Raw genomic sequence first — 26,975 nt, forward strand, 5'->3', positions numbered from 1 at the left:
CCATCTCCATTAATTTGTTTTTTAATGATAAATAGAGAAGAGTTACACAATAGGAGAGGAATTTTACTTGAAAAAAACTATAGTATGCGCAGTAATTGTGGGTATTTTCGTTTTGCTAATATCGGGTAACTTTTTAGTGAAAAAAGTATGGAGTTCAAATAATGATGATGCACAGTATATTGCATCTTTTATTGAAGAACATAAAGATGAAAAAAATAGTGCACTTCTAGTAAAGAGAAATGATAAAGTTGTTTATTCTGTAAATCCCAATGTTGTATTGCCAGTCGCTAGTACGATGAAATTAATTGTGGCGCTTGAATATACGAAACAAGTTACTGAAGGGAAAATTGATTCGTCTAGTTTCGTTTCGATTAATGATGTGAATCGTTATTATGTTCCGAATACAGATGGAGGTGCACAAGATAGATGGCAAAAGTATTTGGAGAAGACAGGCAAGATAACTGAAGGAGCGGTTTCTTTAGAAGAAGTGGCAAAAGGAATGGTTAAGTTTAGTTCGAATGCGAATGCTGAATACTTAATGGAATTGTTAGGATTAGATAACATTAATCGGAATTTACAAAGTTTATCACTTCCTGCACATCAACCACTATTTCCAATCGTTTCATCTTTATATATCCCGGGATATTTGCATAAAGAATTGCATGTTCCAAAATATAAAATAGAAAAAAAGTTAAAAGAAATGTCTCAAGAGCAATATCGTGAATATGCGATGAATATTCATGAACGCTTAAAGAAGAAGGGACCATTATTACAGAAGGAAATTCCGCTTTATTTAGAGGAACGTTACGACAAAATTTGGTCAGATAGATTACCAGCAGCTTCCGCAAATGATTATATGGTATTACTTCAAAAAGCAAACCATAAAGGCGGCTTGACAGAGGCTGAAGAAAAAGTATGGGCAAATATCGTTGAAACAGACATGAGTGCCAAGAAATACCGTAAAACATTTAGACATGCTGGGCAAAAGAATGGTTACACACCATGGACGGTGACAAAAGCAGTTTACGCTATGGATAAACGTGGAAACTGTACAGAAATTGTGTTTTTAGCGAATAATTTAAATGAAGACGATAGTGCAGAAATACGGAAACATTTAGCAAACTTACATTTCCAAGTGTTGCAAAGTGATAAGTATGATGCGACTTTTATTAAATAAACTCGGTGCAGAGAGCACCGAGTTTATTTTTATGTACAAGCACTTTTTTTCTATCTCTGGGTATGATGGGTAGTAATACTTAGGTGAGAGGGGAAAAGGTGATGAAACAGAGTAAGGAAGAGTTTATAAAGAGTGAAGGCGCTGATTTCCCTGGAAAAACATATGTGGATTGTGTATTACAACATGTATTTGATTTTCAACGAAATTACTTATTGAAAGATATGTTTCAAGTGCATAAAGCACATATTACGATGTTGACTGAAGAAAGTTTAATGAAAATAGAAGAAGCTAAAGTTATATTAAACGCACTTAGAAAAGTAGAGCGAATACCAAAAGATAAATTGGTATATACAGAGCAGCATGAAGACCTCTTTTTTTTAGTCGAACATTTAATTTCTCAAGAAGCGAAATGCGATTTTGTAAGTAATATGCATATTGGTAGGAGTAGAAATGATATGGGTGTAACGATGTATCGCATGAGTTTAAGGCGATATGTACTACGGTTAATGGAGCATCATTTGTTATTGCAAGAAAGTATATTACAACTTGCCGATAATCACAAGGAAACGATTATGCCAGCTTATACACATACACAACCAGCACAGCCAACAACATTTGGTCATTATACTTTAGCAATTTATGATACGATGCAAAGAGATTTAGAACGAATGAAAAAAACGTACCAACTTTTAAATCAGTCTCCAATGGGGGCGGCTGCACTCTCTACAACAAGTTTCCCGATTAAACGAGAACGAGTTGCTCATCTACTTGGATTTACAAATGTAATTGAGAACTCATATGATGCTGTTGCCGGGGCGGATTATTTATTGGAAGTTAGCTCGCTACTTATGGTAATGATGACGAACACGAGTAGATGGATTCATGACTTTTTGTTGTTAGCAACGAAAGAATATGACGGTATTACTGTTGCAAAGCCATATGTACAAATCAGTAGTATAATGCCGCAAAAACGAAATCCAGTTTCAATTGAACACGCTCGTGCAATTACGAGTGGTGCTTTAGGAGAAGCATTTACAGTATTTCAAATGATCCATAATACGCCATTTGGTGATATTGTCGATACGGAAGATGACTTGCAGCCGTATTTATATAAAGGAATTGAAAAGACCATTCGTGTTTTTTGTATGATGAATGCAGTTGTTCGAACGATGAAAGTAGAAGAAGAAACGTTGAAAAGTCGTTCCTATAAACATGCAATTACGATAACTGATTTCGCAGATGTTTTAACAAAAAATTATGACATTCCATTTCGGCATGCTCATCATGCAGCAAGTGCTATTGCAAATATGTCATTGGAGCAGAAAAAAGAACTACATGAATTACACTTCAAAGATGTAAATATGTATTTGCAAGAACATTTTAAAATAAATTTATTAGAAAAAGAGTGGAAAGAAATTATATCGCCAGAAGCTTTTATTCAAAAAAGAAATGTATACGGTGGACCGAGTAAAAAAGAAATGGAGCGCATGATTAAAAATCGAAAAGAGTCATTTCAAAATGAAGAAGAGGTATTTGAAAGGGAAAAACAAAGAATTTTACAAGCTGAAACGAATTTGAATTCATTAACTTTGAATATTGTTGAATCGTAAAAGAGGAATTTAGTGAATTAATCGCCAATACTTTATGAAACTATAAATAGAGAGAAGAGATTGTCGATGATTCAATTATATGTATATGAAGAGATTTTTCATTTTAAAGAAGATGTTACAACATTTCTAGAAAAGAATGAGCAGGAAAACAATCTCATATTAGGTGTATTACAAATGGTCCAAGAACCGATATTTATGGGGATAGCGAAACAAGGAGAAGAAATTGCCGTTGTATTTCTGCAAACAGAAGAGAAGAAACAAATCATTGTTGCAACTTCTGAAATTGCAGGAGTAGCTATTGAGGAACTTGCAAAAGAGTTAACGAAAGTATACCCGGATATTCCTGGATTGATCGGTAATAAGAAAATTGTACAGAAATTAGCGGAAGAGATTGCGGTATTAGAAAATAAGAAAACGAATGTTGCAATGGAGCAAGGTGTGTATGAGCTGAACAAAGTAAAGAAGAGGTGTAATGCGAACGGACTTTTCCGGGCAGTAAATAATGATGAATTACCATTAATAGAACAGTGGATATATCAATTTTGTGAAGATGTAAAGCTTCCTACTACGAAAGAAGAAGCAAAACAAACTGCGCATACATTAATAACTACAAATCGACTGTTTGGTTTGGAAGTGGATAGGAAACTCGTTTCTGTAGCTGCAAAAACGAGACCAACTAAAAATAATATAACAGTTAATTTTGTATATACGCCGAAAGAAGCAAGGAAAAAGGGATACGCATCTAATTGTGTAGCGGCACTTAGTCAATGTATGTTAGATGAAGGGTACAAGACGACTACGTTATATACTGATCTAGCGAATCCGACATCTAATAAAATTTATCAAGAAATCGGTTATGAGCAAATTGCGGAGTCTGTGCTTATATTTTTAGAGAAGTAGAACAAAAAGGTGTGCTAAAATAGCACGCCTTTTTATTATTCATCAATCCTAATAACCTCGCCTTGAGGGAAGTCCTCAGTTTCTAGTAAGTTACGAATAGCTTTCGCAACATATTCAGGTGATAATAGTTTTCCTTCTTCTTTTAATGCAATGAAGCGGTCCAAATTTATAAAATCTTCTTTATTTGTTTCACGAATTTTTGATTGCATATTTGTATCAACAACACCAGGTGCAAAAGCGACGATTTTTAATGGATATTCTTTTTCTACTTCTTCAGTTGCTACGCACTGTGTAAACATATTTACACCAGCTTTCGTTGTGCAATAAGCGCCCCAGCCAAAGTAAGGATTTTTTCCTGCGCCAGATGAAATGTTAATAACGCGTTTATCTACTTTCCAGCCTTTCGTATGCTTCATAAACGTAGATGTAAGAATCATAGGTGCAAGTAAATTAATGTGAACGTTCGTAATGAATTGTTCGCTTTCAGCTTTTTCAATTGGCTTCATAGGTGCAACTGTACCCGCATTATTAATTAAATGAATAGAGGATACATTTTCTTTTCTAATAGATGAAATGATCTCTTTAAAGTTAGTTTCTAAGTTATGTACATCTTGAAGATCTAGGGAATGAAAAATGCAATTGCTGTTATATTGTTCTGCAAGTTTAGTAAGCTCTTTATTTTCTCTTCTAGAAATAGAGATGACAGTTGTATTTTTTTCTAATAATTGCGTGGCAATAGCTTCCCCTAAACCTTGTGAAGTTCCTGTTATAATAACATAGCGCATAGTTTTATAAACTCCTCTCATATGTGCGGAATTTTGTTGGACAACGTACATCCCATAGGTTGTCTACATTTTATAGTATAGAGCACTTTTTACTATAAATGAAATGAGATGATTGTGTGCCTTTTATAAATCGTTTTACGACAACAGTACCTGGTGCCGTCACGTTCACTGGGAATACACTGGGACTTAGTCCTACATCACCTGCACCAGGTAATATTTTTGGTACACTTGCTGTGTTTACGACAGTAAATACAGCATTGCAAGTACCAGGATTCCCAGCAGGGACAACAGATGAATGGGAATTGAATTCTTCAAGTGCAATTTTAAATCTTCCAGCGGGAAGCAGTGTGTTATATGCAGAATTAGTTTGGGCTGGTACGTTCCGGACTGATACGGAAGATGTGTTACCATTTTTAAATGATAACATTACATTTACAACGCCAGCAGGGACGTTTTCTGTTACGCCAGATCCTGTTACCGCGCAGCAAGGTTCAGTAGGAAACCAGTTTTATTATGCTCGCTCTGCCAATGTAACGAATCTTGTTAGTGCAGGTGGAGCAGGAACATATACAACGGGTGCTGTGCCAGCTGCAAGAACTTCAGCCGACCCAACAATCAGTCGTTCAGCTGGATGGACGCTTGAGGTTGTGTATCAAAATGCCAATTTACCACTTCGAAATTTGTCAGTATATGCAGGTCAAGAAATTATTGATGCTTCATCACCACCAGTTGATGCCACTATTTCAGGATTTACTACTCCAGCTACAGGAGCTGTAACAGGACGAGTGCTCGTAACTGCTCAAGAAGGTGATTCTAACATTGTTGGAGATCAACTTCGCTTTGGACCGAATGCAAATGCTACAGTTGCATTATTCGGACCGAGAAATCCTGCGAATAATTTTTTTCAGTCACAAATTTGTAATGACAGTGGAAATTTAGATACGAGTGGCACGTTTGGAGATTTGAATCAGCCGTTAGGGATAGCTTTGGCCGTCCGAAGACAGGGGTGGGATATTACAAATGTAGATGCCTCCTCATCTTTAGTAAACAATCAAACATCAGCAACGGTTCGATTCGTTACTAATGGAGATGGATACGCTGCAGCTGGTTTTGGGGTTCAAATTGATGCAACGGGGCCAATTATTAATCCTGTTAAATCGGTCAATAGAACAGTTGCAGGAGTTGGAGATATTCTTACCTACACAATTACAGTTCCTAATACAGGTACAGGAAGTGCAGAAAATGTTATATTACAAGACAGTATTCCGAACGGAACGACGTTTGTTACAGGTAGTGTAACAGTAGGTGGAGTAACACAGCCGAATGCGAACCCTGCTAATGGAATTAATTTAGGCACAATCCCAAATAACACGCAAAGAATTGTTACATTTCAAGTACGAATAACATCGTTTCCGAACCCAAATCCTATTCCAAATCGTGCAATGGTGTCATATCAATTCCGTCCTTTCGTTAGTAGTCCTCCTATTACAAGTACGTCTTCTTCAAACACAGTACAAACGACAGTGAATCAAGCGACTATAAGTATGCAAAAATCTGTAGATTTACAGACGGCAACGCTTAATGATGTATTAACGTACACAGTTAATGTCACAAATAATGGGAACGTTACTGCAAACAATGTTATTTTTGTTGATAGTATACCTGCTGGAACAACATTTGTTCCAAATAGCGTTACAGTGAATGGAGTAGCACGCCCAGGAGCGAATCCAGCAAGTAGTATAAATCTTGGAAGTATTAATGCTTCGCAAACGACTATAGTGCGCTTTCAAGTTCGAGTAACATCTAATCCTCTTGTCAATCCAATTCCCAATCGTGCAAGTGCTACATTTACCTTTACTCCAGTGCCTGGTCAACAACCAGTTTCAGGGCAAGCGACAAGTAACACTGTAGTTACGACCGTTAACATAGCTGATATAAGAACGAGAAAAACAGTGGATAGAGCTTTTGCGACGGTAAATGATGTTCTTACGTACACTGTTACAATTGAAAATACAGGAAATGTACTTGCGACGAACGTTATTTTTCAAGATCCGATCCCAATTGGAACGACATTTATCGCAAATAGTGTGACTGTGGACGGGGTTTCACAACCTGGGGCAAATCCAGCAACTGGGTTTACAGTAGCTAATATATCTCCTGGCGGAAGTAGGACTGTTACATTTCGAGTACGAGTTACATCTACACCATCGGGAGGTACGATTGCGAATCGCGGAAATGTGTCTGCTAATTTCGTCGTTATTCCGAATCAGCCACCGATAACAATTAATAGACAAACGAATACAGTTGTGACACAAGTTAATACAGGCGGTTTAAATGTAATAAAAGAAGTGAATACAACGCAAGCGGCGGTAGGGGATACTTTAACATACACAATTGCCGTCCAAAATACAGGAAACGTTCCGTTAACAAATGTATTTTTCCAAGACCCTATTTCTTCTGCTGTTTCATTTGTTGCAAATTCTGTAACAATTAATGGAGTATCGCAAAGTGGATTGAATCCGAATACAGGATTTTCTCTTCCGAATATTCCTGCGGCTCAAACAGTTGTAGTCACATTTGACGTATTAATTGTACAGGATCCAGAAAATGAAGATATTTTAAATCAAGCAAATGTAACAGCAAGTTTTCAAGTGAATCCGAGTGAACCACCAGTAACCATCAATGTTCCGAGTAATGTTGTGAATACGACAGTACAAACAGGGAACTTTGAAGTTGTGAAATCAGTGAATACGGCTGTTGCAACTGTAGGGGATATTTTAGTATATACAATCGAAGTTATAAATGCAGGTAGTGTACCAGCTACAAATGTATTTTTCCAAGATTCAATTCCACAAGGGACATTATTTATTGAAAATAGTGTAGTTGTGAATGGTGTTTTACAAGAAGGGGCAGATCCAGAACTTGGATTCCAATTAAATGATTTGCCTACTGGCGCGAGTGTTATTGTTACGTTTGAAGTATTAATTGATGAAATTCCCCAAGGGAATAATGTCGTAAATAATGCGAATGTAACTGGAGATTTCCTTGTAAATCCAACAGAGCCACCGATTACTGTAACAGTACCAAGTAATACTGTTATGACGATTGTGAATTCTTCAGGGTTAAATGTAATGAAAAGTGTAAGTGCTACTGAAGCCGGTGTAGGAGATACGTTAACGTATACAGTTCGTATACAAAATAGTGGAACGGTGACAGCGACAAATGTATCATTCCTTGATCCGATTCCAGTTGGAACCACTTTTGTAGCGAATAGTGTAACAATAAACGGGACACCTCAACCAGGTTTAAACCCGACAATTGGATTTCCACTTGCTAATATTCCAGTAGGAGGTATGGTGACGGTCACTTTTCAAGTGGCAATCACGAGTGTACCACCAAATAGAGTTCTTCCGAATAATGCGAATGTAACTGCTGATTTCCAAGTAAGTCCTCTCCAGCCACCAATTACAATTGTAACGATTAGTAATATTGTTGTGACGCGAGTGAATGTAGGATCACTTAATGTAATGAAGAGTGTAAATACACCACAAGCCGGTGTAGGAGATACGTTAACGTATACGATTCTTATTCAAAATACAGGAACTGTTCCTGCAACAAATATTGTTTTTCAAGATCCAATTCCGTCTGGTACTGCGTTTGTAACAAATAGTGTGACGATAAATGGAGTTGTTCAGCAAGGTGCGGATCCTATGCTAGGTTTCCCGGTACCAAATATTCCGGTCGGGCAAACGGCTACGATTACGTTTCAAGTTACAGTGACGAGTGTTCCGAGCGGTGGAAATATAAGAAACCAATCGAACGTTACTGCAAGTTTTCTTATAAATCCAGCAAACCCTCCAATAACGACTGTTACAAATAGTAATTTTGTTGTGACGCAAGTAAACACAGCACAGTTAAATATACAAAAATCTTCATCTGTACAACAAGCAGCACTTGGAGAAACTTACACGTATTCTGTTGTCATTCGGAATAACGGTACAGTAACAGCAACGAATGTCTCTTTCCTTGATCCAATTGCTTTAGAAACAACATTTGTAGCAAACAGTGTAACGATAAATGGAACGCTACAACCTGGATTTGACCCAAATGTTGGTTTCCTGCTTCCTAATATTGCTGCTGGAACATCATTGACAGTAACGTTCCAAGTTACGGTAGTTGCACCGTCTACACGTGGAGCAGTATTAAATACAGCATCTGCTACAGCCACTTTCTTATTAAATCCTTTACAACCACCTGTAACAACCACGAATTCAAGTAATACAACGGTAGTTACAATACCGTTACCTCCTCCTGGTGAAGTAACAGCAACAAAAACAGTTGATGTTGCAACTGGGGCCGTTGGGGATGTATTAACGTATACTGTGCTCATTTCAAACGTAGGAATTATCCCTGTTACAGATGTGTTCTTCCAAGATGTCATACCAGAAGGAACGACGTTTGTTGACAATAGTGTAACGATAGGTGGAGTGCAGCAACTTGGTTTAAATCCAGAAATAGGATTTACAGTTACTCCATTATTAATCGCTGGTGGAAGTATTGAGGTCACATTCCAAGTGACGATTACAGAAATTCCAGATAATGAAGTCATATTAAATGATGCAGATGTTACATTTACTTCACAACCAAATCCGCAGGAACCACCGATTACGGAAACGATATTAACAAATTTAGTCGTTACGACAATTAATATAGCGTTTATTTTTCCATTGAAACTAGTAGATAAAGAAGTAGCGACGGTAGGAGAAATATTAACGTATGATGTATTGATTTTTAATTTCGGAACAGTGCCAGCGACGAATGTTCAATTTATCGATACTACTTCCGCGGGTGTAGCATTTGTACCAGGAAGTGTGAGCATAAACGGGGTACCAGCACCAGGATTAGATCCTTTCATTGGTTTTACAGTTCCAGATATACCTGTCGATGATTTTGTACTTGTCACATATCAGGAAGTGGTTACAAGCATACCAGAAGGTGGAACGATTGTTAATTTTGTAGACGTTACAGCTACATTTGCTGTAAGTGAAACAGAACCGCCTATTACGGAAACAACGACAAGTAATACGACATTAACAGAAATCAATGAGCCTGGTTTGAATGTTTTAAAATCAGTGAGTCAGCCGGTTGTTGCAGTAGGCGATACAATCACATATACAACAGTAGTTCAAAATACAGGAACAGTGCCAGCAACGAATGTTCAATATAGTGATGTATTACCTTCCTCTATAGCATTCGTGCCGAACAGTGTAACGATAGATGGTGTGTTACAACCTGGATTCAATCCGAATAACGGATTCCCGCTTCCAGATATAAATCCAGGTGAAAGTGTAGAAGTCACCTTCCAAGTAACCGTTGTTAGTGCGCCATCAAACGGAACAATTGCCAATACGGCAAATGTAACTGGAAGTTTTGTATTAGTACCAGGAGAACCACCAGTTATAGTAACAGAGCCGAGCAATACAACACTTACAACTGTAAATAGAGGGCAATTTAATGTTATTAAACAAGTAAATAGGGTTGCTACTCTCGTTGGAGATATATTAACGTATACGGTTCAAATAACGAATACAGGAACAGTAACAGCTAATGCTGTTCAGTTTGTTGATACCATTTCAGCAGGGGCGTCATTTGTACCAAATAGTGTAACGATAAATGGAGCCTCGCAACCAAACTTAAATCCAATTACTGGATTTGGAGTTGGAGATATACCGGTAGGTGAAACAGTTATAGTGACGTTTCAAGCGACAGTTACAAACATCCCGTCATCAGGAACAATTACGAACGTTGCAAATATAACAGGAAGCTTTACTTTAGTGCCAGGAGAACTACCAGTTGTAGTAACAGAGCCGAGTAATACGACGATAACTAGAGTGAATAGAGGACGATTCAGCGTTATAAAATCTATAAATAAAGAAGCGACACGATTAGGAGATACGTTAACGTATAGTGTGCAAGTTACAAATACGGGAACGGTAACAGCAACGAATGTTCAGTTTATCGATGTTCCATCACCTAGTTTAGAATTCGTTCCTGGAAGTGTACAAATAAATGGGGTTCCGCAAGTAGGTTTAGATCCATTTGTAGGCTTTGCATTGCCTGATCTTGCAGTAGGGGATAGTGTATTAATTACATTTGAAGTAAATGTAATCGCAGTTCCGCCTTCTAGTAGCATTATGAATACAGCAAGAGTAACGGGAGATTTCGAATTGATTCCAGGAGAACCTCCGTCTACAATTACAAATTCAAGTAATACGACGGTTACGCCGGTAAATAGAGGCAGCTTAGATATGTTAAAAGAAGTAGACCATTCAGTTGTTGGTGTAGGAGAAACGGTAACGTATACTGTTCGTATATTAAATACTGGTACTGCTGATGCAATGAATGTTCAATTTATCGATGTGCTATCTCAGGAAGCTGATTTCATTCCAAATAGTGTAACGATAAATGGGGTTCCGCAACCGGGGTTAAATCCGCAGATTGGATTTACGATACCTGATATACCAGTTGGTGAGACGGCACTTGTAACATATGAAGCTACGATTACAAGTTTTCCGGATGGTGGAACAGTAGTAAACGTTGCTGGAGCGTTAGCAGAATATATTTTAGTACCAGGAGAGCCGCCAGTTACAGTGATGGACACGAGCAATACAGTTATTGTAACGGTAAATACTGCAATCTTATTTGTTGCAAAAGGAGCAAACTTTGAAGTAGCAATGATAGGGGATGTTGTCACTTACGGAATCGCTGTTATAAATGATAGTACAGTTCCTGTGACCAATATTGTGTTAACAGATATCATTGATCCGAATACGCTATTTATAAATGGTACGGTAACGGTAAATGATGTACCTCTTCCATTTGCTAATCCGAATACTGGTATTCCGTTAGGTGATTTTCAGCCAAATGATGCAGCAATTATTAATTTCCAAGTTGTAATAACAGGAGGGCAAGTAAATAATTTAGTTACAAATACCGCTACAGCGAATGGGCTCGCAACTGTAAATCCGAATGAGCCGCCAGTAGTAGTTGAAGGTGATAGTAATACAGTTGTTATCCCGTTTATTCCTCAAAATGTCTCAACGACAGTCGTAAAAACGGCAGATTTACAGGCAGCAACAATTGGAGATGTCATTACGTTTACGACAGTCATCACAAATACGGGTGATACTGTAATGCAAAATATTCGTTTTCAAGATATGTTAGATAGTAGTGTTCGATTTGTTCCTGGAAGTGTAACGGTTGATAATAGGCCAGTGCCGAATGTAAGCCCGGCAGTAGGGTTTCTTATCGGAATTTTAAATCCTGGTGAAGCAAGGACAGTTTCGTTCCAAGTAGCAGTACAGAGCGCGCCAAATGGCTCAGGAAATTATATAAATCAAGCGAGTATTCGTTTTGAACATCAAGTAGGCACAGTATTGCCACCTGTTACACAAATAGTAGAAAGTAACATAGTTGTCATTCCATTTGTTCCAACGATTGAACAAATTTGTGAAACAAACTTTAATTGCTTAGATAAAATTCCATTTCAATGTTCTCCGTGTAATCATTTGCATGGACATAAAAAATAAAAACAGAAAGAGCATCCTGAAAAATAATTGGATGCTCTTTCTGTTTTAATCATATAGATTCATTTTCGGGTGAGGTGAAAAATTCGTCGGTTTTGTCGGAGAGTAGTAATGGAATGGCTCCTTTTATAACAGAAATGTCCCAGTCCCACCATGCGAGATTCTCTAGTTTGTCAATCGTTTCTTGTGGGAAACGATATCGAACAAATTTTGCAGGATTACCAGCTACAATTGCATACGGGGGTACGTCTTTTGTAACAACGCTTCTGGCGCCGATAATGGCCCCGTTACCAATTGTAACACCAGATAAAATGCAGGATTGATAACCGATCCATACATCATTGCCGACTACGATATCACCTTTTGAAGAAGGGTGACCAGTAATATGTGCTCCTTCATCAAAAAGTGCATTAAATGGATAAGTTGTTATCCAGTCTGCGCGATGTTCACCGCCGAGTATGAAAACGACTTCTTCTGCTAATGAACAAAACTTACCTATTTTTAATTTTGTTTCATCGTTCCAAGAAAAAATGGTTGGCCCTACTTTACTATAAGTATAATCACCAATATCATATTTATTATATTCAGGTTTTTGATTTAAATATAACATGCTTCTTCAGCCTCCTTTCTCAATTAAGCGATACGTATGGAATATTATATGCAAGATGTAGTAATGTGAACTGTATTAATAGGTGAAATGAAAAAAAGGGAGTGGGATGTATGCGATACGAAATGGGTTTATATAATAAACCGTTTCAGTCAATTCAATCAGGAAAAAAAGTATATGAAGTACGCCTATACGATAAAAAACGTCAACTAATAAACAAAGGCGATGAAATCGTATTTACGAATCTTACGACGACAGAAATGATGACGGTAAAAGTAACGGAAATAAAGCGATACGAGAGCTTTAAATCTATGTATGAACAAATTGATAAAAAATTATTGGATTGTGAGAATGATAGTTTAGAGGAAATGTTAGAAAGTACATACAAAATATATACGAAAGAACAAGAAAAAGAGTGGGGAACAGTCGCGATTCGTATTGAGGAAATAAAATGATAAGAAATCGCGGGGCGGCTATCATTGTACAGGAAGGGAAAATTGCTCTTATAAAACGTATTCGAGAAGAGGAAACATATTATGTTTTTCCTGGCGGAGGGGGTGAGGAAGGTGAAACGCCTGAAGAGGCAACGAAAAGAGAGGTATATGAAGAATTAGGGCTACATATAAAAGTGGAGCACCTTATTGCAAAGGTAAAATATAAAGGAAATGAATATTATTATGGTGCCTATATTACAGGCGGAGTGTTCGGAAGTGGAACAGCTGAGGAATTTCAGCGGGAAGGTAGAGGAAGTTATATTCCGTTATGGCTACCGATAAACGAGTTGGAAAAAGTGAATATAAAACCTTATGAAGTGGTCGGAAATATATTTAATCATTATAAAATATAACGTCTGACAACATACAAAAAAACCCATTGACATAGGCTTCTGATTTAAGTATTGTATTCGAGTATGTTTATAATCAGGAGGTTTATATGAGCAATCAAACTACTACACATCATGTGAAAATGACAACAGCGGATCCATCTGGAATTGGTCTATTTGGATTAGCAATGGTAACACTTGTAGCATCATCTCAAAAGTTAGGCTTAACAGATGGCGTTTCACTTGTATTACCATGGGCAATCTTTTTAGGAGGATTTGCACAAATCTTTGCTTGCATTCACGATGCAAAGCATAACAATACATTCGGTACGACAGCATTTGGTGCGTACGGCCTATTTTGGTTAGGTGTTGGAATGACTTGGTTAATTCAACTTGGAGTATTTGGCGAAAAATTAGCACAAGCTGCAGATTCAAAACAGCTTGGTGTAGCCTTTATCGGATATTTGATTTTCACAATCTTTATGACGATTGGTGCAATGGAAACACATAAAGTATTATTTATGATCTTTGTCCTTATTGATTTCTTATTTATTGGTCTTTCATTAAGTACTTTAGGTGTTATGCCGCACGCAATGCATAATTTAGCAGCATATTCTGAACTTCTTATTTCATTATTATCTTTCTACGGTTCAGCAGCAGCAGTGTTAAATACACACTTTGGAAAAGTTGTTTTACCAGTAGGAAAGCCTTTTGGTATTTTTAAAAAGTAATAAAAAAGCACAGATGATTGTATAGTCATCTGTGCTTTTTTATTTATCCCGCTATTTGCCGGGCAGTAAGACCCCCCACCTCAAAATTCAGTGGAAGCAAAGAAGTTAGGGGAGGGCCCTGCTGCCCGTAAAAGTCCGATTGGTTCAACTAATAATGAGTGGGGGATGAACAAAACTCCCACTCATTAAAATTTCACTTTATTTGAAATAAGTAATATAAATAAAAGTAGAAAAAATCAATTGAAATTGATTCTCATTATTAATATAATGAGAATGAGAATCATTTATTGTTAGAGGGGGATGCCAAAGTGGCAAAAATTTTAATAGCTTATGCAAGTATGTCAGGAAATACAGAGAGTATTGCTGATTTAATTAAAGTTAGTTTAGATGCTTTTGATCATGAAGTAGTATTGCAAGAAATGGAAGGCATGGATGCTGAAGAATTATTAGCTTATGATGGAATTATTTTAGGATCTTATACGTGGGGCGATGGTGAATTACCATTTGAAGCGGAAGATTTTCATGAGGACTTAGAAAATATAGATTTAGCTGGGAAAAAGGTAGCGGTATTCGGATCAGGTGATACGGCGTATGAACTATTTTGTGAAGCGGTAACGATATTTGAAGAACGTCTTGTAGAACGCGGTGCAGAGCTTGTACAAGAAGGGCTGAAAATTGAATTAGCTCCAGAAGATGAAGAGGATGTTGAAAAATGCAGTAATTTTGCAATTGCATTTGCTGAGAAGTTCTAAGAATGGGAGTGTCAACGTGGAGACAATGTTAAGTGCAACTGCTATTGCAAAGTTAAGAGATGGAAAACTGTTGTTAGCTACTACATATAATGGCTTATTTATTGAACAAGACGGAGAATGGAAACGAATTTTAAATGGTTTTCAAAAACGAATTAGGGATTTACATAGCGAAGATAATGTAGTTTATGGTGTAGGTGACGAAGGGATTTTTATTCGTAGTATGAATGGTGGGGAGAACTGGACAATTCAGCGTTTTCCAACAAAAGCAACGAGTTGGAATGTATGTAGCAATGTACAAGGAACTGTCATTGCTCATGGAGAAAAAACGCTGTATCTTTCTAATAATTTCGGTTCGACATGGGAGACTATTCATCCGTTTCTTGAGTATGGCAGTGCGGCACCGTCTATTCGATCGTTATTTTTATATAAGCATTACTTATTTATTGGTACGAAAATACATGCTAAATATGGTGGTGTTTGGCTCTTTGATTTGAAGACACGTAAATTAAAGAGGATTAAAATTGCGATGAATCAAATGATCTCCGCGTTGACTTTACACAATTCTTATTTAGTAGCGGCAAGTGGATCGTGCAAGGGAGTTAGCGGGAATATTTCTTATTGTAAAATAGATGAAAGTATTGCGAGTGAAAAAATATATTGGCATACATGTCAAAGTGAGCAGAAAGCAAGTAGTTATTTAGACTTAAGTGTAGATCAACATGTTTTATATACAACTTCAACACAAAATAAGGCGGGTATTAGTAGTGTGTGCCGTGTGCTTCTTGACGAAGGTATTGTTACAGTATGTGATTCAGTTAAAGGGCACGGATGGCGCATTGTTAATCAAAAAGATGGTTATGTAGTAGCCGGATCAGGCGAATTAAAAGCAATGCAGTGGGAACAAAAAATAATTTAAGAAAAAAACTTTACTTTTATTATATTGATATGATATAGTATATTTAAACCATTTTACTTTTAATAATATAGAGATTTAAATGAGCTGTAACTTCCGAGGAGGATAGCAATGTTAAATCTCCTCAGGGGTTGCAGTTTTTTAATATCTGGCTTATTATTGTAAGGTGGTTGAAAATGAATATGTACATATAGGTACATTGTAGGAGGATTTTTTTCATGCAAAACGGTAAAGTAAAATGGTTTAACTCAGAAAAAGGTTTCGGTTTCATCGAAGTTGAAGGCGGAGAAGACGTATTCGTTCATTTCTCAGCTATCCAAGGCGAAGGCTTCAAAACTTTAGAAGAAGGTCAAGAAGTTACTTTCGAAGTAGAACAAGGTAACCGTGGACCTCAAGCTACTAACGTAAACAAGAAGTAATTTTTGAAAAAAGAAGGGCGAGCCCTTCTTTTTTTTGCATTTTTATAGATGTCCTCCTACTTACATATCATAACGAGACTGAATTTTCATTTATTTATTCGGAGTATTTTTGTATAAAGTACATGAATAAATAAATACTGAAAATAGAGTGTTTGTGTGAAAAGGAATTTAGAAAGAGGTAAATAAATTGAAAAACGCTACACATTTCATTGTGTTTGATATTGAGAGGAATTTCAGACCGTATAAATCAGAAGATCCGTCAGAAATAGTTGATATCGGAGCTGTAAAAATAAAAATAGGTACAATGAAGATAATTGAAGAGTTTTCGGAGTTAGTAAAACCAAGTGCACGATTAACTCGTCATACGACAAAATTGACTGGAATTACAAAGGAAGATTTAATTGGTGTAGAAAAATTCCCTCAAATTGTAGAGAAATTTATTCAGTTCATCGGCGAAGATTGTATATTTGTTTCATGGGGAAAAGAAGATTATCGCTTTCTATTTCATGATTGTGCATTACATGGTGTTGAATGCCCAAGTATAGAAAAAGAAAATAGAATTGATTTGCAAAAATTTGTTTTCCAAGCGTATGAAGAATTATTTGAACATACGCCAAGTTTACAATTTGCAGTAGAACAGCTCGGTTTAACATGGGAAGGGAAACAGCACCGAGCTCTAGCAGATGCTGAGAATACAGCAAATATACTTCTTAAAGTATATAGCGAGAGAGATATTCATAAACGGTACAAAAGACATGGCGAACTGGAACTTGTAAAGGACGGGAAACTAACGGAAAAAGCGAAAAAAAAGATGCGAAAATGGGTGTTTAAAGAACTAAAGAAAAATACAGAACGCTCTTTTGAATGGAGTACATTTGAAAGTAGTGACACGTGGGAAAGTATTACGGAAAGATATTATATAAGTGAAAATACAGTAGAACTGCTGAAAAAACATTTTCGTACGGCAGTGCGAAAAGCAGAACGGCAGATTAGGTATTTGGCTGAGATGGAGGAGAATGTAGAGGTTAAATGACATTCTCCTTTATTTCTAGCTACATAAATTTAACATCATTATATTGATGGATGAATAAAGTATTCATATTAAATAGGAATTGATTTGTTGTGATTGGGCCATTATAATTACTTTGAAAATTAAGGGGCGGTAAGAATTTTTAAATACATTCATAAAATTAGAGCCCATAGAAATGAAAGAGGATACAGTTAAATGGAAGCAATCTTCAACATTGTAACAGTTGTAGTTTTGGGGATAATATTTACCACGCTATCAGCAGTAATTATACTTCCTTTCATAGCAAAGAAGAAGAATTGGAAAAAGCTTAATATATCTTTAAAGCGTGGTGTATTAAAGATTAAAATCGAAGAGTAAAATATGAGTTTTATACAAGGGAGGTGTGATAGTGATAGACTTGGATATTAAAGACGTCACCGTACAGATGGAATTAAACGGTGTCTTTTGGAATGAGGATGGGGTTGCTGAAATGACGGTGACTACAAAAGCTGAGCATTCTCTTCTTCTTCGTTTAGTAGTTGACTTGAAAAGTAAAACTATTAGGGCGACAAGTGCCGACATAGTAAATGGATTCTGCCCTCTGTGCAAACAGAAAAAGGACAAATGTAGTGAACTTAATGACTTGCAAAACAAAATGGAAATTTTAGAAGAAGCCTACGATTGGGTGAGAGAGCATCCGGAATATCGTTTTCAATTATCTTTTTACGAGTATAATAAATTTGAGGTAGTGAAGTGAAGTTTTCATTTTACCAACATACATAGTGACTACTCTAATGGAAATACGCTTGCACAACAAGGAAGGAATTTACTTGATTCTGCGACAATTGATATCTTGAATCAATAATAATTTTTAAAAATAAGCATATTTTTGTTATAAATCAGGAAAAACGATTCTATTAAGAATCGTTTTTTAATATAAACATCAACTAAGCTCAAAATAAAAGAGCGCTTATTAAAAGCGCCCAATAAAAACAGATATATGGAAGGATTTATTCAATCCCGTTCGGATCATACGAATACTGTTGCTTATTCTCAATCCGCTCAATCACATCTTGCAGCTCATCTGGCTTCAGAAACTCAATAGGAGAGAAGCCCTTTTCAAATGTAAGTGTGTCTGCTTCAATCATAAGTACATATCGGTCATTTACCTTCGCAATATGTATTTGATCCCCGAAATCAGCAAGTAACGCCTTCACAGAAATATGGTCTGCTTTTAGCTTTAATTCCACTTCAGGAGCATGCTCAACGATTTGAGCGGTAGCTTCCATTACTTCTTCGGTTGAAAATTGTTCCATAATTTCGCGTTTCGGACTGGCAGCCCATACTTCCATCGCTTGGTCGAATTGTTCGCGTTCTTCTGTACCTTCTTCAAATACATCTTCAATTTGGTCGTATACCATGTCCATTACTTGTGTTTTCATAATTTCAGGCATAGAGCGTTCATATTCGACGAATTTTAAGAAGTCTTCAAAGTAGCGGGCGTGTGATGCTTGGTGAATTTTTAATTCGCCCACTTCGACCATACCTTCTTCAGGCATGTACGGATATTGGATAGATTTCATATTCTTTGTTGTGATGGCCATTTCAACGTTACGAATCAGTGTTGATTCATCAGAAATAGAAGCCACCTTTGGTTCGAAGTCGCATTTCATTACAAATACGAATGGATCATCAAAGTATTTGCGTAGTTTTGCCTGAGCAATTAAAAATACACCACCGCGTACAGCGCTTGTGTCAAGATATGTATAAACGAGAGGTTCGCTCATATCTTTAAAGTTTTCCTTTGTTTCTGCAAAGCGAATACGATTAAAAAGGTTGTAATGAGGGTTTGAATCAAGTTCGTGCCCTTCCTCTACAATAAAGCGACCAATTTTTGTTGGGGCTTGTTCTGTTTTTGCATGACGTTCTACTTTTCGCTTCGATATTTTTAATAACTCACCATTCAAAAATTCTTTTAAGGAGCTATCTTCATATTCTTCAGCGTCTAAAGTTTGAAAATGTTTGTAGCGTTTATCAACTGCTTCACCTTTTCCTTCTACTTGTACAACATAAAAGGAAAGATAATTTATTTCAAAATCCATATTTATCACCTTGTTTCATTTCATTAACTCTTATCAGTATAGAGATGGAAAAAACTTTCGTCAATTTATATAAGGAAGGGGGAGCCCCTTCCTTTATATAATTTTTATCCCGCTATTTGCCGGGCGGGCTGCCCGTAAAAGCCCGATTGGTGAAGGTTGATTAAAGTTTCACTTTATTTTCTCGATTAAAATCCGTCTTCTAATGCTGCGAATGGAATGTTTAGTCTGTTTTCTACTGTGCGTAAACGTTGGTTTAAGCGGTTTAGTCTACGTGTATGGCGCTCAACTGTATTTTCTAGTTGACGTACTCTTTGTTCAAGCTCATTTACGCGTCTTTCTAATTGACGATTTCCAGTGCCAGGAAAAGAGATTGGAAGTTGGAATTGTCTATTTTGGTCATATGGATTCGTTTGCTCTGCGTGATCTATATAAGATTGGTATTGTGCTTGTAAGTCATACTGTGGTTGTTGGTACGCATATTGATTATATGGATCATATGGATTGTAGGGATACATAATAACATCCTCCATTTCTTTAAAATAGGTTGAATTCACCATAATGTATGTGCAAAAGCGGAGCGGTGGCACGGCAAATACCTATTTATGTTGAGGGATTTTTCTTTATAAAAAATAGCTTGAGGGTTTTTGATTTGTATTTCTTTTGCTTAATGGTATATACTGGATAAAAGGGAGAGTTTACATAAAAGTTACAATTCTATCAAACTCAAACTTTTATGTAAATATGTATAGACATTTGTAAAAGAAAAGAGTAATTTATATAGAGTGAAAAATAACTTGTAACATTTTATAAACATATTGTAAAATGATTGTAACAAAACATACATAAAAATGAAATAAATACATAATAGTGATGTTGGGGAAAGGGAGAGAGTATATTGTTCCGTAAAGTAAAGGGTATATTAGTTGGGGTGTTATGTGTAGCTGTAGTGAGTGGCTGTGGTACAAAAGTAAGTGATGTTGCATTGGTAAGTGATATTGGTGGGCACACTGTAGAGGCTAAAGCAGAAGTGCAGGATACTATTAGTTTAGTTGATGGTCGAACTGGTACTGAAGTGAAAAAATTAGATTTATCTGGTTTAGGCTATTTTGAAGATGAAGCGAAATTTAAAAAGTCTGTAACAAAGGTTGTTGGTGAGGTTGGAAAAAGCGTCGACAAAAAAATGGTTCCTTCACGTATAGCACCTGATGGAAGTTGGCAAGAAGGAAAACCTTCTTATGAATTAATGGAAAAAGAATTAGTAGATAAATTGTTAAATGTGGGTATGTGGGATGCTACGTATCAGTTGCCGATCGTGGAGAAAAAACCAGTCGCAACATTAAGTGATGCGCAAGGAAATGGTACGGTAATTGGTAGATATGAAACGAACTTAGGCGGTTCAACAGGTGGCCGTATTGAGAATATTCGTTTGTCAGCAGCGAGTATAAATGGAGTTGTGTTAGCAAAAGGAGACCGTTTCTCTTTTAATTCATTAATCGGTGATACAACACCAGACAAAGGATATCAATTAGGGAAAGAAATAGTTGATGGTAAATTAGTAGATGGATACGGTGGTGGTGTTTGCCAAACATCTTCAACTTTATACAATGCAGCAGATCAAGCTGGCCTGAAAATGGTGGAGAGAACTACACATTCTAAAACGGTAGGTTATGTTCCTCAAGGAAGAGATGCTACAATTGCATATCCATATTTAGATTTAGTATTTGAAAATACGAATGATGCACCTGTGAAGCTTTATATGGGCATTCAGGGTGGAAAGCTAGTTGCTGAAGTACATAAAATGAGATAAGCGTTAAAAAGCCCCCTTTTCTGAAAGTTAGAAAAGGAGGCTTTTTTTATTATGAAAATAAAAATGTATGTAAATTCTGACTTTTCTTATTTACATAGGATGATTTTAGTTGTATCCTTCATAGTAACGGTTATATGTAATGGTAAAATATAGGGATAAGGAGATGAAGTTATTCATGGTACGAATTCATCCGAAAACACGTATTGGTCATGTTGAATTTAAAGTGAAAGATTTAGAGCGTCAAATTGCTTTTTATGAGAATGTTGTAGGATTAGAGGTAATTAAGCAAGAGGGGAATAAAGCATATTTAGCAGGAAAAGGTAGTAAGAATACATTACTTGTTCTTGAAAAGATAGAGGACGGGGTACTGCAAGAACCGCGTACGACTGGTATATATCATGTAGCCTTTTTAGTTCCGACTCGTGAAGCTTTTGCTTCTGCGCTATTTGGGGTTCTTCGTAATAAGAATGTAATTGACAGCCCAGCTGAGCAAGAAGGGCGTTATACATATTCAAATGAAATTTTACCAATCTCAAGGTTTAACAGTGCAAGTGATCATACATATAGCGAAGCGTTTTATTTGCAAGATCTAGAGGGGAATGGTATTGAAATTTATGCAGACCGTCCGCGTGATCAATGGGGAGAAGGACCAGGAGGAAGTACGCCACTAGATTTAAAAGAGCTGGCAACACTCGTTGATTATGAGGCTGATGGATTACCTGCTAATACTGTCGTTGGGCACGTACATTTACGAATAGCTGATGTAGAGAAATCACAAGAGTTTTATGTAGAGACAGTAGGGTTTGAAGTGCAACAACGTGAAGATGACTGCTTATTCATTTCTGCAGGAGGATATCATCACCATATCGGTGCAAATACGTGGAACGGAGTAAATAATCCACACCCACCAGTACATGCAACTGGACTAAAGGTATATACAATTGTACTACCGCATAAAGAAGCGTTAGATGCAGTGAAAGAAAGATTAATAGAAAAACAACATGAAATAAATGAAACTACAAATGGGTTTACGGTAGTAGATCCAAGTGGTATTACAGTGCAGTTTGAAATAGAAGCAGTGTAAAATAAGCGAGAAAGTGTATAATCACTTTCTCGCTTATTTGTGATCATTCATAGCTCAATCCAATATCTTCTTACTACATTCCCATCTTCCTCAGTGAAATCATCATCACGAAGCCCGCCGTTATGTAAAATCGTTTTTTCAGAAGCGGTATTCACTGCGTCGCAAACGACAAGTACTTTCGTGATGTCTAATTCCTTCGTTTTTTCTAATGATAATGCTAGTAATTTCGTAGCATAACCTTTTCTTCTTTCAGAAGGGCGAATGCCATAACCGATATGACCGCCAGCGTTAAATAGATGTTCAGTTAAACTATGACGTATATTAACAGCTCCGACAATTCTATTATTATTTGTAACGAGCCAATATGTAGAATCTGGTACCCAAGTTTCAGGGATATTTATTCCGTTATGCGCATCGAGAAGTTCTTGAACCATAGCTGGGAAGTTAGCAGGATTTTTTGAGATAACCCACGGGATCATTGTTTCACCGCTATCTTTCCATTCGATATAGAAATCTAAGTATTCTTCTTGTAAATCAGTAGTAGGTGTAAGTAACGAGACGTTCATTGTTAGTAAGCTCCTTTGTTTATGTAGTATTTATAAAAAAATTATGACACAAAATGAAAGCGTTTTCTTAAGTTTCTCAACCTAATTTCATGTAATTCACCTTTGATTTTTTAGAAAATTAGTGAAGATTTAAAATTAGAAGTTATTTATTTTATGTTAATATTTTAAATATTAACATAAAATGGTCGGAGTATTAAGTGTATTTTAGTGGTATTCCTTCATGTTGATAAATGGATGTTTGTGATAATTTTTGTTTTATCTATCTATAATGAATGAAAGGGGGAAGTGCCCGTGAGTGTAGATTTTGATTTTATTATACGAATCGGTGTTGCTGGCTTGTTAGGAGCAATGATTGGTATTGAAAGAGAAATTCGATCGAAAGAAGCTGGATTAAAGACTCATTTCCTCGTAGCGGTAGGAAGTGCGTTAATAATGGTTGTTTCGAAATATGCCTTTTCAGATATTGTGTATGAAGAGCATACGTCTCTAGACCCAAGTCGGATTGCAGCACAAGTCGTTAGTGGAGTTGGTTTTTTAGGTGCAGGCACAATTATTATTCAAAAGCAGGCGGTGAAAGGATTAACGACCGCGGCTGGTTTATGGGCTACTGCCGGCATAGGATTAGCAATTGGAGCGGGAATGTATGTAGTAGGGATTGGAGCGACGATTCTCGTTTTAATTGGTTTAGAAATTGTGAGTCGTATTTTTAAGGTGCAATTTTTATTTCCACAAAATATAACGGTGCAAATGTGTATAAATAAACATGAAGCGGTACAACAAATAGTAGAAACGCTACAAGTGAAAGGCATTCCAATAGTTTCATATGAGGTGGAGGCTTCACAGCAAGGTACAGAAACTGTTTATAAGGTAGGGATGCAACTGAAAAATATATCGTCAGAAGAAAAGAATGAGTTTATTCAGTATATGCAAACATTACCGGAAGTTACGTTTATAAAGTTAAAATCATAGTGTTGAAAACGAGGATAGATGTAGCAGGAATTTTGCTATTATCTATCTTTTTTGATATAAAACGCACATAAAGTCAAGTGCTAATTTTGCGCAGCAAGGATACATATGTGAACGTTCCCTTATTTTTTCTCAATACAGGACAAAAAGTAAAATTAGTAAAATAATGGAGCGGGACACTAAAAATGTAAGGTAGGGGAGAGTATGAAAGGCTATTCAAAAAAAATGTTAGTAGGGGTAAGTTTTGCTAGTTTAATGTTAGGGAGTTTTCAAGGGGTAAGTTTGGCAGAAGATACTAAGGGAGAGCAAGTTTCTTATCGAAATGTACTCAAAATGGAGCCAGTCGGTGTACAACTACCAGTACAAGAATTAGCTCATTCATCGAAATTGCTCGAAAGCAAGTCTTTTGAGCAAAGGATACAATTTGCTGATTTATCACAAAGACCGCCTGAGGTAAAAAAGGAAAGTAAGCAATTAGCTGTAGCGAAAACTTATACAATTGCTGAATTAAATCAATTAAGCAATCAGCAGTTAGTAGATTTACTTATAACCATTGATTGGGAGCAAATTACGGGGCTATTTCAGTTTAATACAGACAGTCTAGCATTCTATCAAAATGATAGTAGAATGCAGGCGATTATTAATAAATTGAAGCAGCAAGGACAAGCCTATACGAAGGATGATTCAAAAGGGATTGAGACATTAGTAGAGGTATTACGTTCAGGATTTTATTTAGGATTTTATAATTCGGAACTTAGTAAATTAAATGAACGGAGTTATCATGATAAATGCTTACCTGCATTAAAAGCGATAGCTAACAATTCAAATTTCAAGCTGGGTACATTAGAGCAAAATAGAGTGGTATCATCATACGGAAAGTTAATAGGAAACGCTTCGAGTGATGTGGAAACGATAACATCGGCTGCAAAGATTTTTAAACAATATAATGATAATTTCTCTACATTAGTATATAATCTTTCAGCTGGAAATGCTATTTACGATATTATGCAAGGTGTTGATTACGACATTCAATCGTATTTGTACGATACGAGGAAAGCACCGAAAGATACAGTATGGTATCAGAAAATAGATAGTTATATTAATGAACTAAGTCGTTTTGCATTAATGGGAACGATTACCGCAAAAAACGGTTGGCTTATTAATAATGGCATTTATTATACAGGTAGGCTCGGTTCGTTCCATAGTACAGGAACGAAAGGATTACAAGTTGTAACAGATGCGATGAAAATTTATCCGTATTTAGGGGAGCAATATTTCGTAGCTGCTGAGCAAATCGCGACGAATTATGGCGGAAAAGATGCAAATGGTAAAGTGGTGAATTTAGATCAAATAAGAGAAGATGGAAAGAAAAAATATTTGCCAAAAACGTATATGTTTGATGATGGGGCAATTGTTTTAAAAGCTGGAGATAAAGTGACAGAAGAAAAAGTAAAACGTTTATATTGGGCGGCAAAAGAAGTGAAGGCACAATTCCATCGTACGGTTGAAAGTGATCAACCTTTAGAAAAAGGAAATCCTGATGATGTATTAACGATGGTTATTTATAATAGCCCAGCAGAATATCAGTTTAATCGTCAATTGTACGGATATGAAACGAATAATGGTGGTCTTTATATAGAAGGAACAGGTACGTTCTTTACTTATGAGCGTACGCCAGAAGAAAGTATTTATAGTTTAGAAGAATTATTCCGACACGAGTTCACGCATTATTTACAAGGTAGATATGAAGTACCAGGGTTATGGGGTCAAGGGAAAATATATGAAAATGAAAGATTATCTTGGTTTGAAGAAGGGAATGCTGAATTTTTTGCAGGGGCAACGAGAACGGATAATGTTGTACCGAGAAAGAGTATTATAGGAGGATTATCTTCAAACCCAGCAGAGCGTTATACGGCAGAGCGAACGTTAAATGCAAAGTATGGAACATGGGATTTCTATAATTATTCCTTTGCTTTACAATCGTATATGTACAATAAGAGATATGATATGTTTGATAAAATACATGATCTTATTAGGAAAAATGATGTAACAGCATATGATGCATATCGCTCTACATTAAGTAAAGATGCGAATTTAAATAAAGAATATCAAGATTATATGCAAATGCTATTTGATAATCGTGAGAAATATAACGTACCATTAGTATCAGACGATTATTTAGCAAATCATGCACCGAAACCAGTTTCAGATATTGCGGCAGAAATAACGGCGGAAGCAAAATTGAAAAATGTATCAGTGAAGAAAAATAAATCAAAGTTCTTTAATACATTCACACTACAAGGAACATATACAGGAACTGCAGCAAAAGGAGAATATGAAGATTGGAAAATAATTACACAAAACGTTAATGATACGTTAAAACGTTTAAGCGCAAAAGAATGGACAGGCTATAAAACGGTAACAGCATACTTCGTAAATTATCGCGTGAATGCATCAGGACAATTTGAATATGATGTTGTGTTCCACGGTATTAATACAGAAGAAGGTGCAGAGAATAAAGCGCCAGTTGCGGTTATAAACGGTCCGTATAGTGGAAATGTGAATGAAGCAATTTCATTTAAAAGCGACGCATCAAAAGATGAAGACGGGAAAATTACTTCATATAAATGGGAGTTTGGAGACGGTACTGTAAGTAATGAGAAAAATCCAACTCACGTATATACAAAAGAAGGAGCGTATACAGCGAAATTAACAGTAACAGACGATAAAGGAGCAACTAATACTGCTACAGCGACTGTAACTGTTCAAAAGAAAGAAGATAACAGTTTAGAAAAAGAACCGAATAACTCATTCCAAACAGCAAACAAACTGCAGTTAAATCAAGTTTTACGTGCTAGTTTAGGAAATGGAGATACAAGTGATTTCTTTGAAATTAATGTGGAGACTGCTAAAAATCTTCAAATTAACGTAACGAATGAAAATAATATCGGAATGAACTGGGTACTTTATTCTGAAGCAGATTTAAATAATTATGTTACGTATGCTCAGCAACAAGGGAATAAACTAGTAGGTAGTTACTACACGTATCCAGGGAAGTATTATTTACATGTGTATCAGTATGGTGGTGGAACAGGGAATTATACGGTGGAAGTAAAGTAGTAAAAGGGGAGTTGTCTT

Annotated in this window: 22 protein-coding genes; 17 read left to right on the forward strand and 5 right to left on the reverse strand. The window is 36.4% G+C overall.

Features of this window, described 5'->3' with window-relative positions:
* Window positions 1–67: 67 nt before the first annotated feature.
* From ASE54_RS09235 to ASE54_RS09245, 3 genes are all read left to right on the forward strand, one after another.
* A complete protein-coding gene (locus ASE54_RS09235) occupies window positions 68–1,177 on the forward strand; it encodes a serine hydrolase (RefSeq protein WP_000751367.1) in 1,110 nt (369 codons plus the stop codon).
* 101 nt (window positions 1,178–1,278) lie between these two features.
* Window positions 1,279–2,787, forward strand: a complete 1,509-nt coding sequence (argH, locus tag ASE54_RS09240) for an argininosuccinate lyase (RefSeq protein WP_014895313.1) — start codon at window positions 1,279–1,281, stop codon at window positions 2,785–2,787.
* A 66-nt stretch (window positions 2,788–2,853) separates the two neighbouring features.
* Window positions 2,854–3,687: a GNAT family N-acetyltransferase gene (locus ASE54_RS09245; RefSeq protein WP_000615511.1), complete on the forward strand. Its 834-nt coding sequence runs from the start codon at window positions 2,854–2,856 to the stop codon at window positions 3,685–3,687.
* Window positions 3,688–3,722: 35 nt separating this feature from the next.
* On the opposite strand, the gene ASE54_RS09250 is transcribed toward ASE54_RS09245, so the two are convergent.
* Window positions 3,723–4,472, reverse strand: a complete 750-nt coding sequence (locus ASE54_RS09250; protein ID WP_001271057.1) for a (S)-benzoin forming benzil reductase — start codon at window positions 4,470–4,472, stop codon at window positions 3,723–3,725.
* A gap of 116 nt (window positions 4,473–4,588) precedes the next feature.
* Here ASE54_RS09250 and ASE54_RS09255 point away from each other — a divergent pair, with 116 nt between their 5' ends.
* Complete coding sequence (locus ASE54_RS09255) at window positions 4,589–12,061, forward strand: DUF11 domain-containing protein (RefSeq protein ID WP_001115907.1); 7,473 nt, start codon at window positions 4,589–4,591, stop codon at window positions 12,059–12,061.
* Window positions 12,062–12,110: 49 nt separating this feature from the next.
* Here the strand turns inward: ASE54_RS09255 and ASE54_RS09260 are convergent, their stop codons facing one another.
* Entirely contained in the window at window positions 12,111–12,668 is a 558-nt protein-coding gene (locus ASE54_RS09260) for a CatB-related O-acetyltransferase (RefSeq protein ID WP_000966310.1), read from the reverse strand.
* A gap of 110 nt (window positions 12,669–12,778) precedes the next feature.
* Here ASE54_RS09260 and ASE54_RS09265 point away from each other — a divergent pair, with 110 nt between their 5' ends.
* From ASE54_RS09265 to ASE54_RS09300, 9 genes are all read left to right on the forward strand, one after another.
* On the forward strand, window positions 12,779–13,120 hold the full coding sequence (locus ASE54_RS09265) for an ASCH domain-containing protein (protein WP_001268365.1): 342 nt from the start codon (window positions 12,779–12,781) through the stop codon (window positions 13,118–13,120).
* Window positions 13,117–13,512 (forward strand): NUDIX domain-containing protein, encoded by a 396-nt coding sequence (locus tag ASE54_RS09270; RefSeq protein ID WP_000620825.1) that lies wholly within the window; start codon window positions 13,117–13,119, stop codon window positions 13,510–13,512. Before ASE54_RS09265 ends, ASE54_RS09270 begins: the two co-directional genes overlap by 4 nt.
* A gap of 86 nt (window positions 13,513–13,598) precedes the next feature.
* Entirely contained in the window at window positions 13,599–14,219 is a 621-nt protein-coding gene (locus tag ASE54_RS09275) for a GPR1/FUN34/YaaH family transporter (RefSeq protein ID WP_000070938.1), read from the forward strand.
* A gap of 308 nt (window positions 14,220–14,527) precedes the next feature.
* Window positions 14,528–14,971 carry a flavodoxin gene (locus tag ASE54_RS09280; protein ID WP_001062758.1) on the forward strand — a complete coding sequence of 148 codons (444 nt, stop codon included), beginning with the start codon at window positions 14,528–14,530 and terminating at the stop codon, window positions 14,969–14,971.
* Window positions 14,972–14,987: 16 nt separating this feature from the next.
* Window positions 14,988–15,887: a hypothetical protein gene (locus tag ASE54_RS09285; protein ID WP_000449483.1), complete on the forward strand. Its 900-nt coding sequence runs from the start codon at window positions 14,988–14,990 to the stop codon at window positions 15,885–15,887.
* Window positions 15,888–16,102: 215 nt separating this feature from the next.
* On the forward strand, window positions 16,103–16,303 hold the full coding sequence (gene cspB / locus ASE54_RS09290) for a cold shock-like protein CspB (RefSeq protein WP_001179150.1): 201 nt from the start codon (window positions 16,103–16,105) through the stop codon (window positions 16,301–16,303).
* Between the two features lie 187 nt (window positions 16,304–16,490).
* A complete protein-coding gene (locus ASE54_RS09295) occupies window positions 16,491–17,336 on the forward strand; it encodes an exonuclease (protein ID WP_014895312.1) in 846 nt (281 codons plus the stop codon).
* A 192-nt stretch (window positions 17,337–17,528) separates the two neighbouring features.
* Window positions 17,529–17,690: a hypothetical protein gene (locus ASE54_RS36275; RefSeq protein ID WP_000387294.1), complete on the forward strand. Its 162-nt coding sequence runs from the start codon at window positions 17,529–17,531 to the stop codon at window positions 17,688–17,690.
* 31 nt (window positions 17,691–17,721) lie between these two features.
* Window positions 17,722–18,069, forward strand: coding sequence for a hypothetical protein (locus ASE54_RS09300; protein WP_000566111.1), 348 nt, complete (start codon window positions 17,722–17,724; stop codon window positions 18,067–18,069).
* Window positions 18,070–18,322: 253 nt separating this feature from the next.
* Here the strand turns inward: ASE54_RS09300 and ASE54_RS09305 are convergent, their stop codons facing one another.
* The gene (locus tag ASE54_RS09305) at window positions 18,323–19,414 is read right to left on the reverse strand and encodes a DUF3900 domain-containing protein (RefSeq protein WP_000345047.1); all 1,092 of its coding nucleotides are present in this window, start codon (window positions 19,412–19,414) and stop codon (window positions 18,323–18,325) included.
* Window positions 19,415–19,599: 185 nt separating this feature from the next.
* Complete coding sequence (locus tag ASE54_RS09310; protein WP_000283708.1) at window positions 19,600–19,929, reverse strand: hypothetical protein; 330 nt, start codon at window positions 19,927–19,929, stop codon at window positions 19,600–19,602.
* Between the two features lie 380 nt (window positions 19,930–20,309).
* Here ASE54_RS09310 and ASE54_RS09315 point away from each other — a divergent pair, with 380 nt between their 5' ends.
* Window positions 20,310–21,221 carry a VanW family protein gene (locus tag ASE54_RS09315; protein WP_000488994.1) on the forward strand — a complete coding sequence of 304 codons (912 nt, stop codon included), beginning with the start codon at window positions 20,310–20,312 and terminating at the stop codon, window positions 21,219–21,221.
* Between the two features lie 175 nt (window positions 21,222–21,396).
* Window positions 21,397–22,305 carry a VOC family protein gene (locus tag ASE54_RS09320; RefSeq protein ID WP_000251641.1) on the forward strand — a complete coding sequence of 303 codons (909 nt, stop codon included), beginning with the start codon at window positions 21,397–21,399 and terminating at the stop codon, window positions 22,303–22,305.
* 47 nt (window positions 22,306–22,352) lie between these two features.
* On the opposite strand, the gene ASE54_RS09325 is transcribed toward ASE54_RS09320, so the two are convergent.
* A complete protein-coding gene (locus tag ASE54_RS09325; RefSeq protein WP_001103111.1) occupies window positions 22,353–22,871 on the reverse strand; it encodes a GNAT family N-acetyltransferase in 519 nt (172 codons plus the stop codon).
* A 291-nt stretch (window positions 22,872–23,162) separates the two neighbouring features.
* Between ASE54_RS09325 and ASE54_RS09330 the strand changes: the two genes are divergently transcribed.
* Both ASE54_RS09330 and colA read left to right on the forward strand, forming a co-directional pair.
* The gene (locus tag ASE54_RS09330) at window positions 23,163–23,840 is read left to right on the forward strand and encodes an MgtC/SapB family protein (protein WP_000109726.1); all 678 of its coding nucleotides are present in this window, start codon (window positions 23,163–23,165) and stop codon (window positions 23,838–23,840) included.
* Between the two features lie 201 nt (window positions 23,841–24,041).
* Entirely contained in the window at window positions 24,042–26,957 is a 2,916-nt protein-coding gene (colA, locus tag ASE54_RS09335; protein WP_000679517.1) for a collagenase ColA, read from the forward strand.
* The last annotated feature ends 18 nt before the right edge of the window (window positions 26,958–26,975 follow it).

Origin of the sequence: Bacillus sp. Root131 (assembly GCF_001429475.1) — a bacterium.
GTDB lineage: Bacteria > Bacillota > Bacilli > Bacillales > Bacillaceae_G > Bacillus_A > Bacillus_A thuringiensis_S.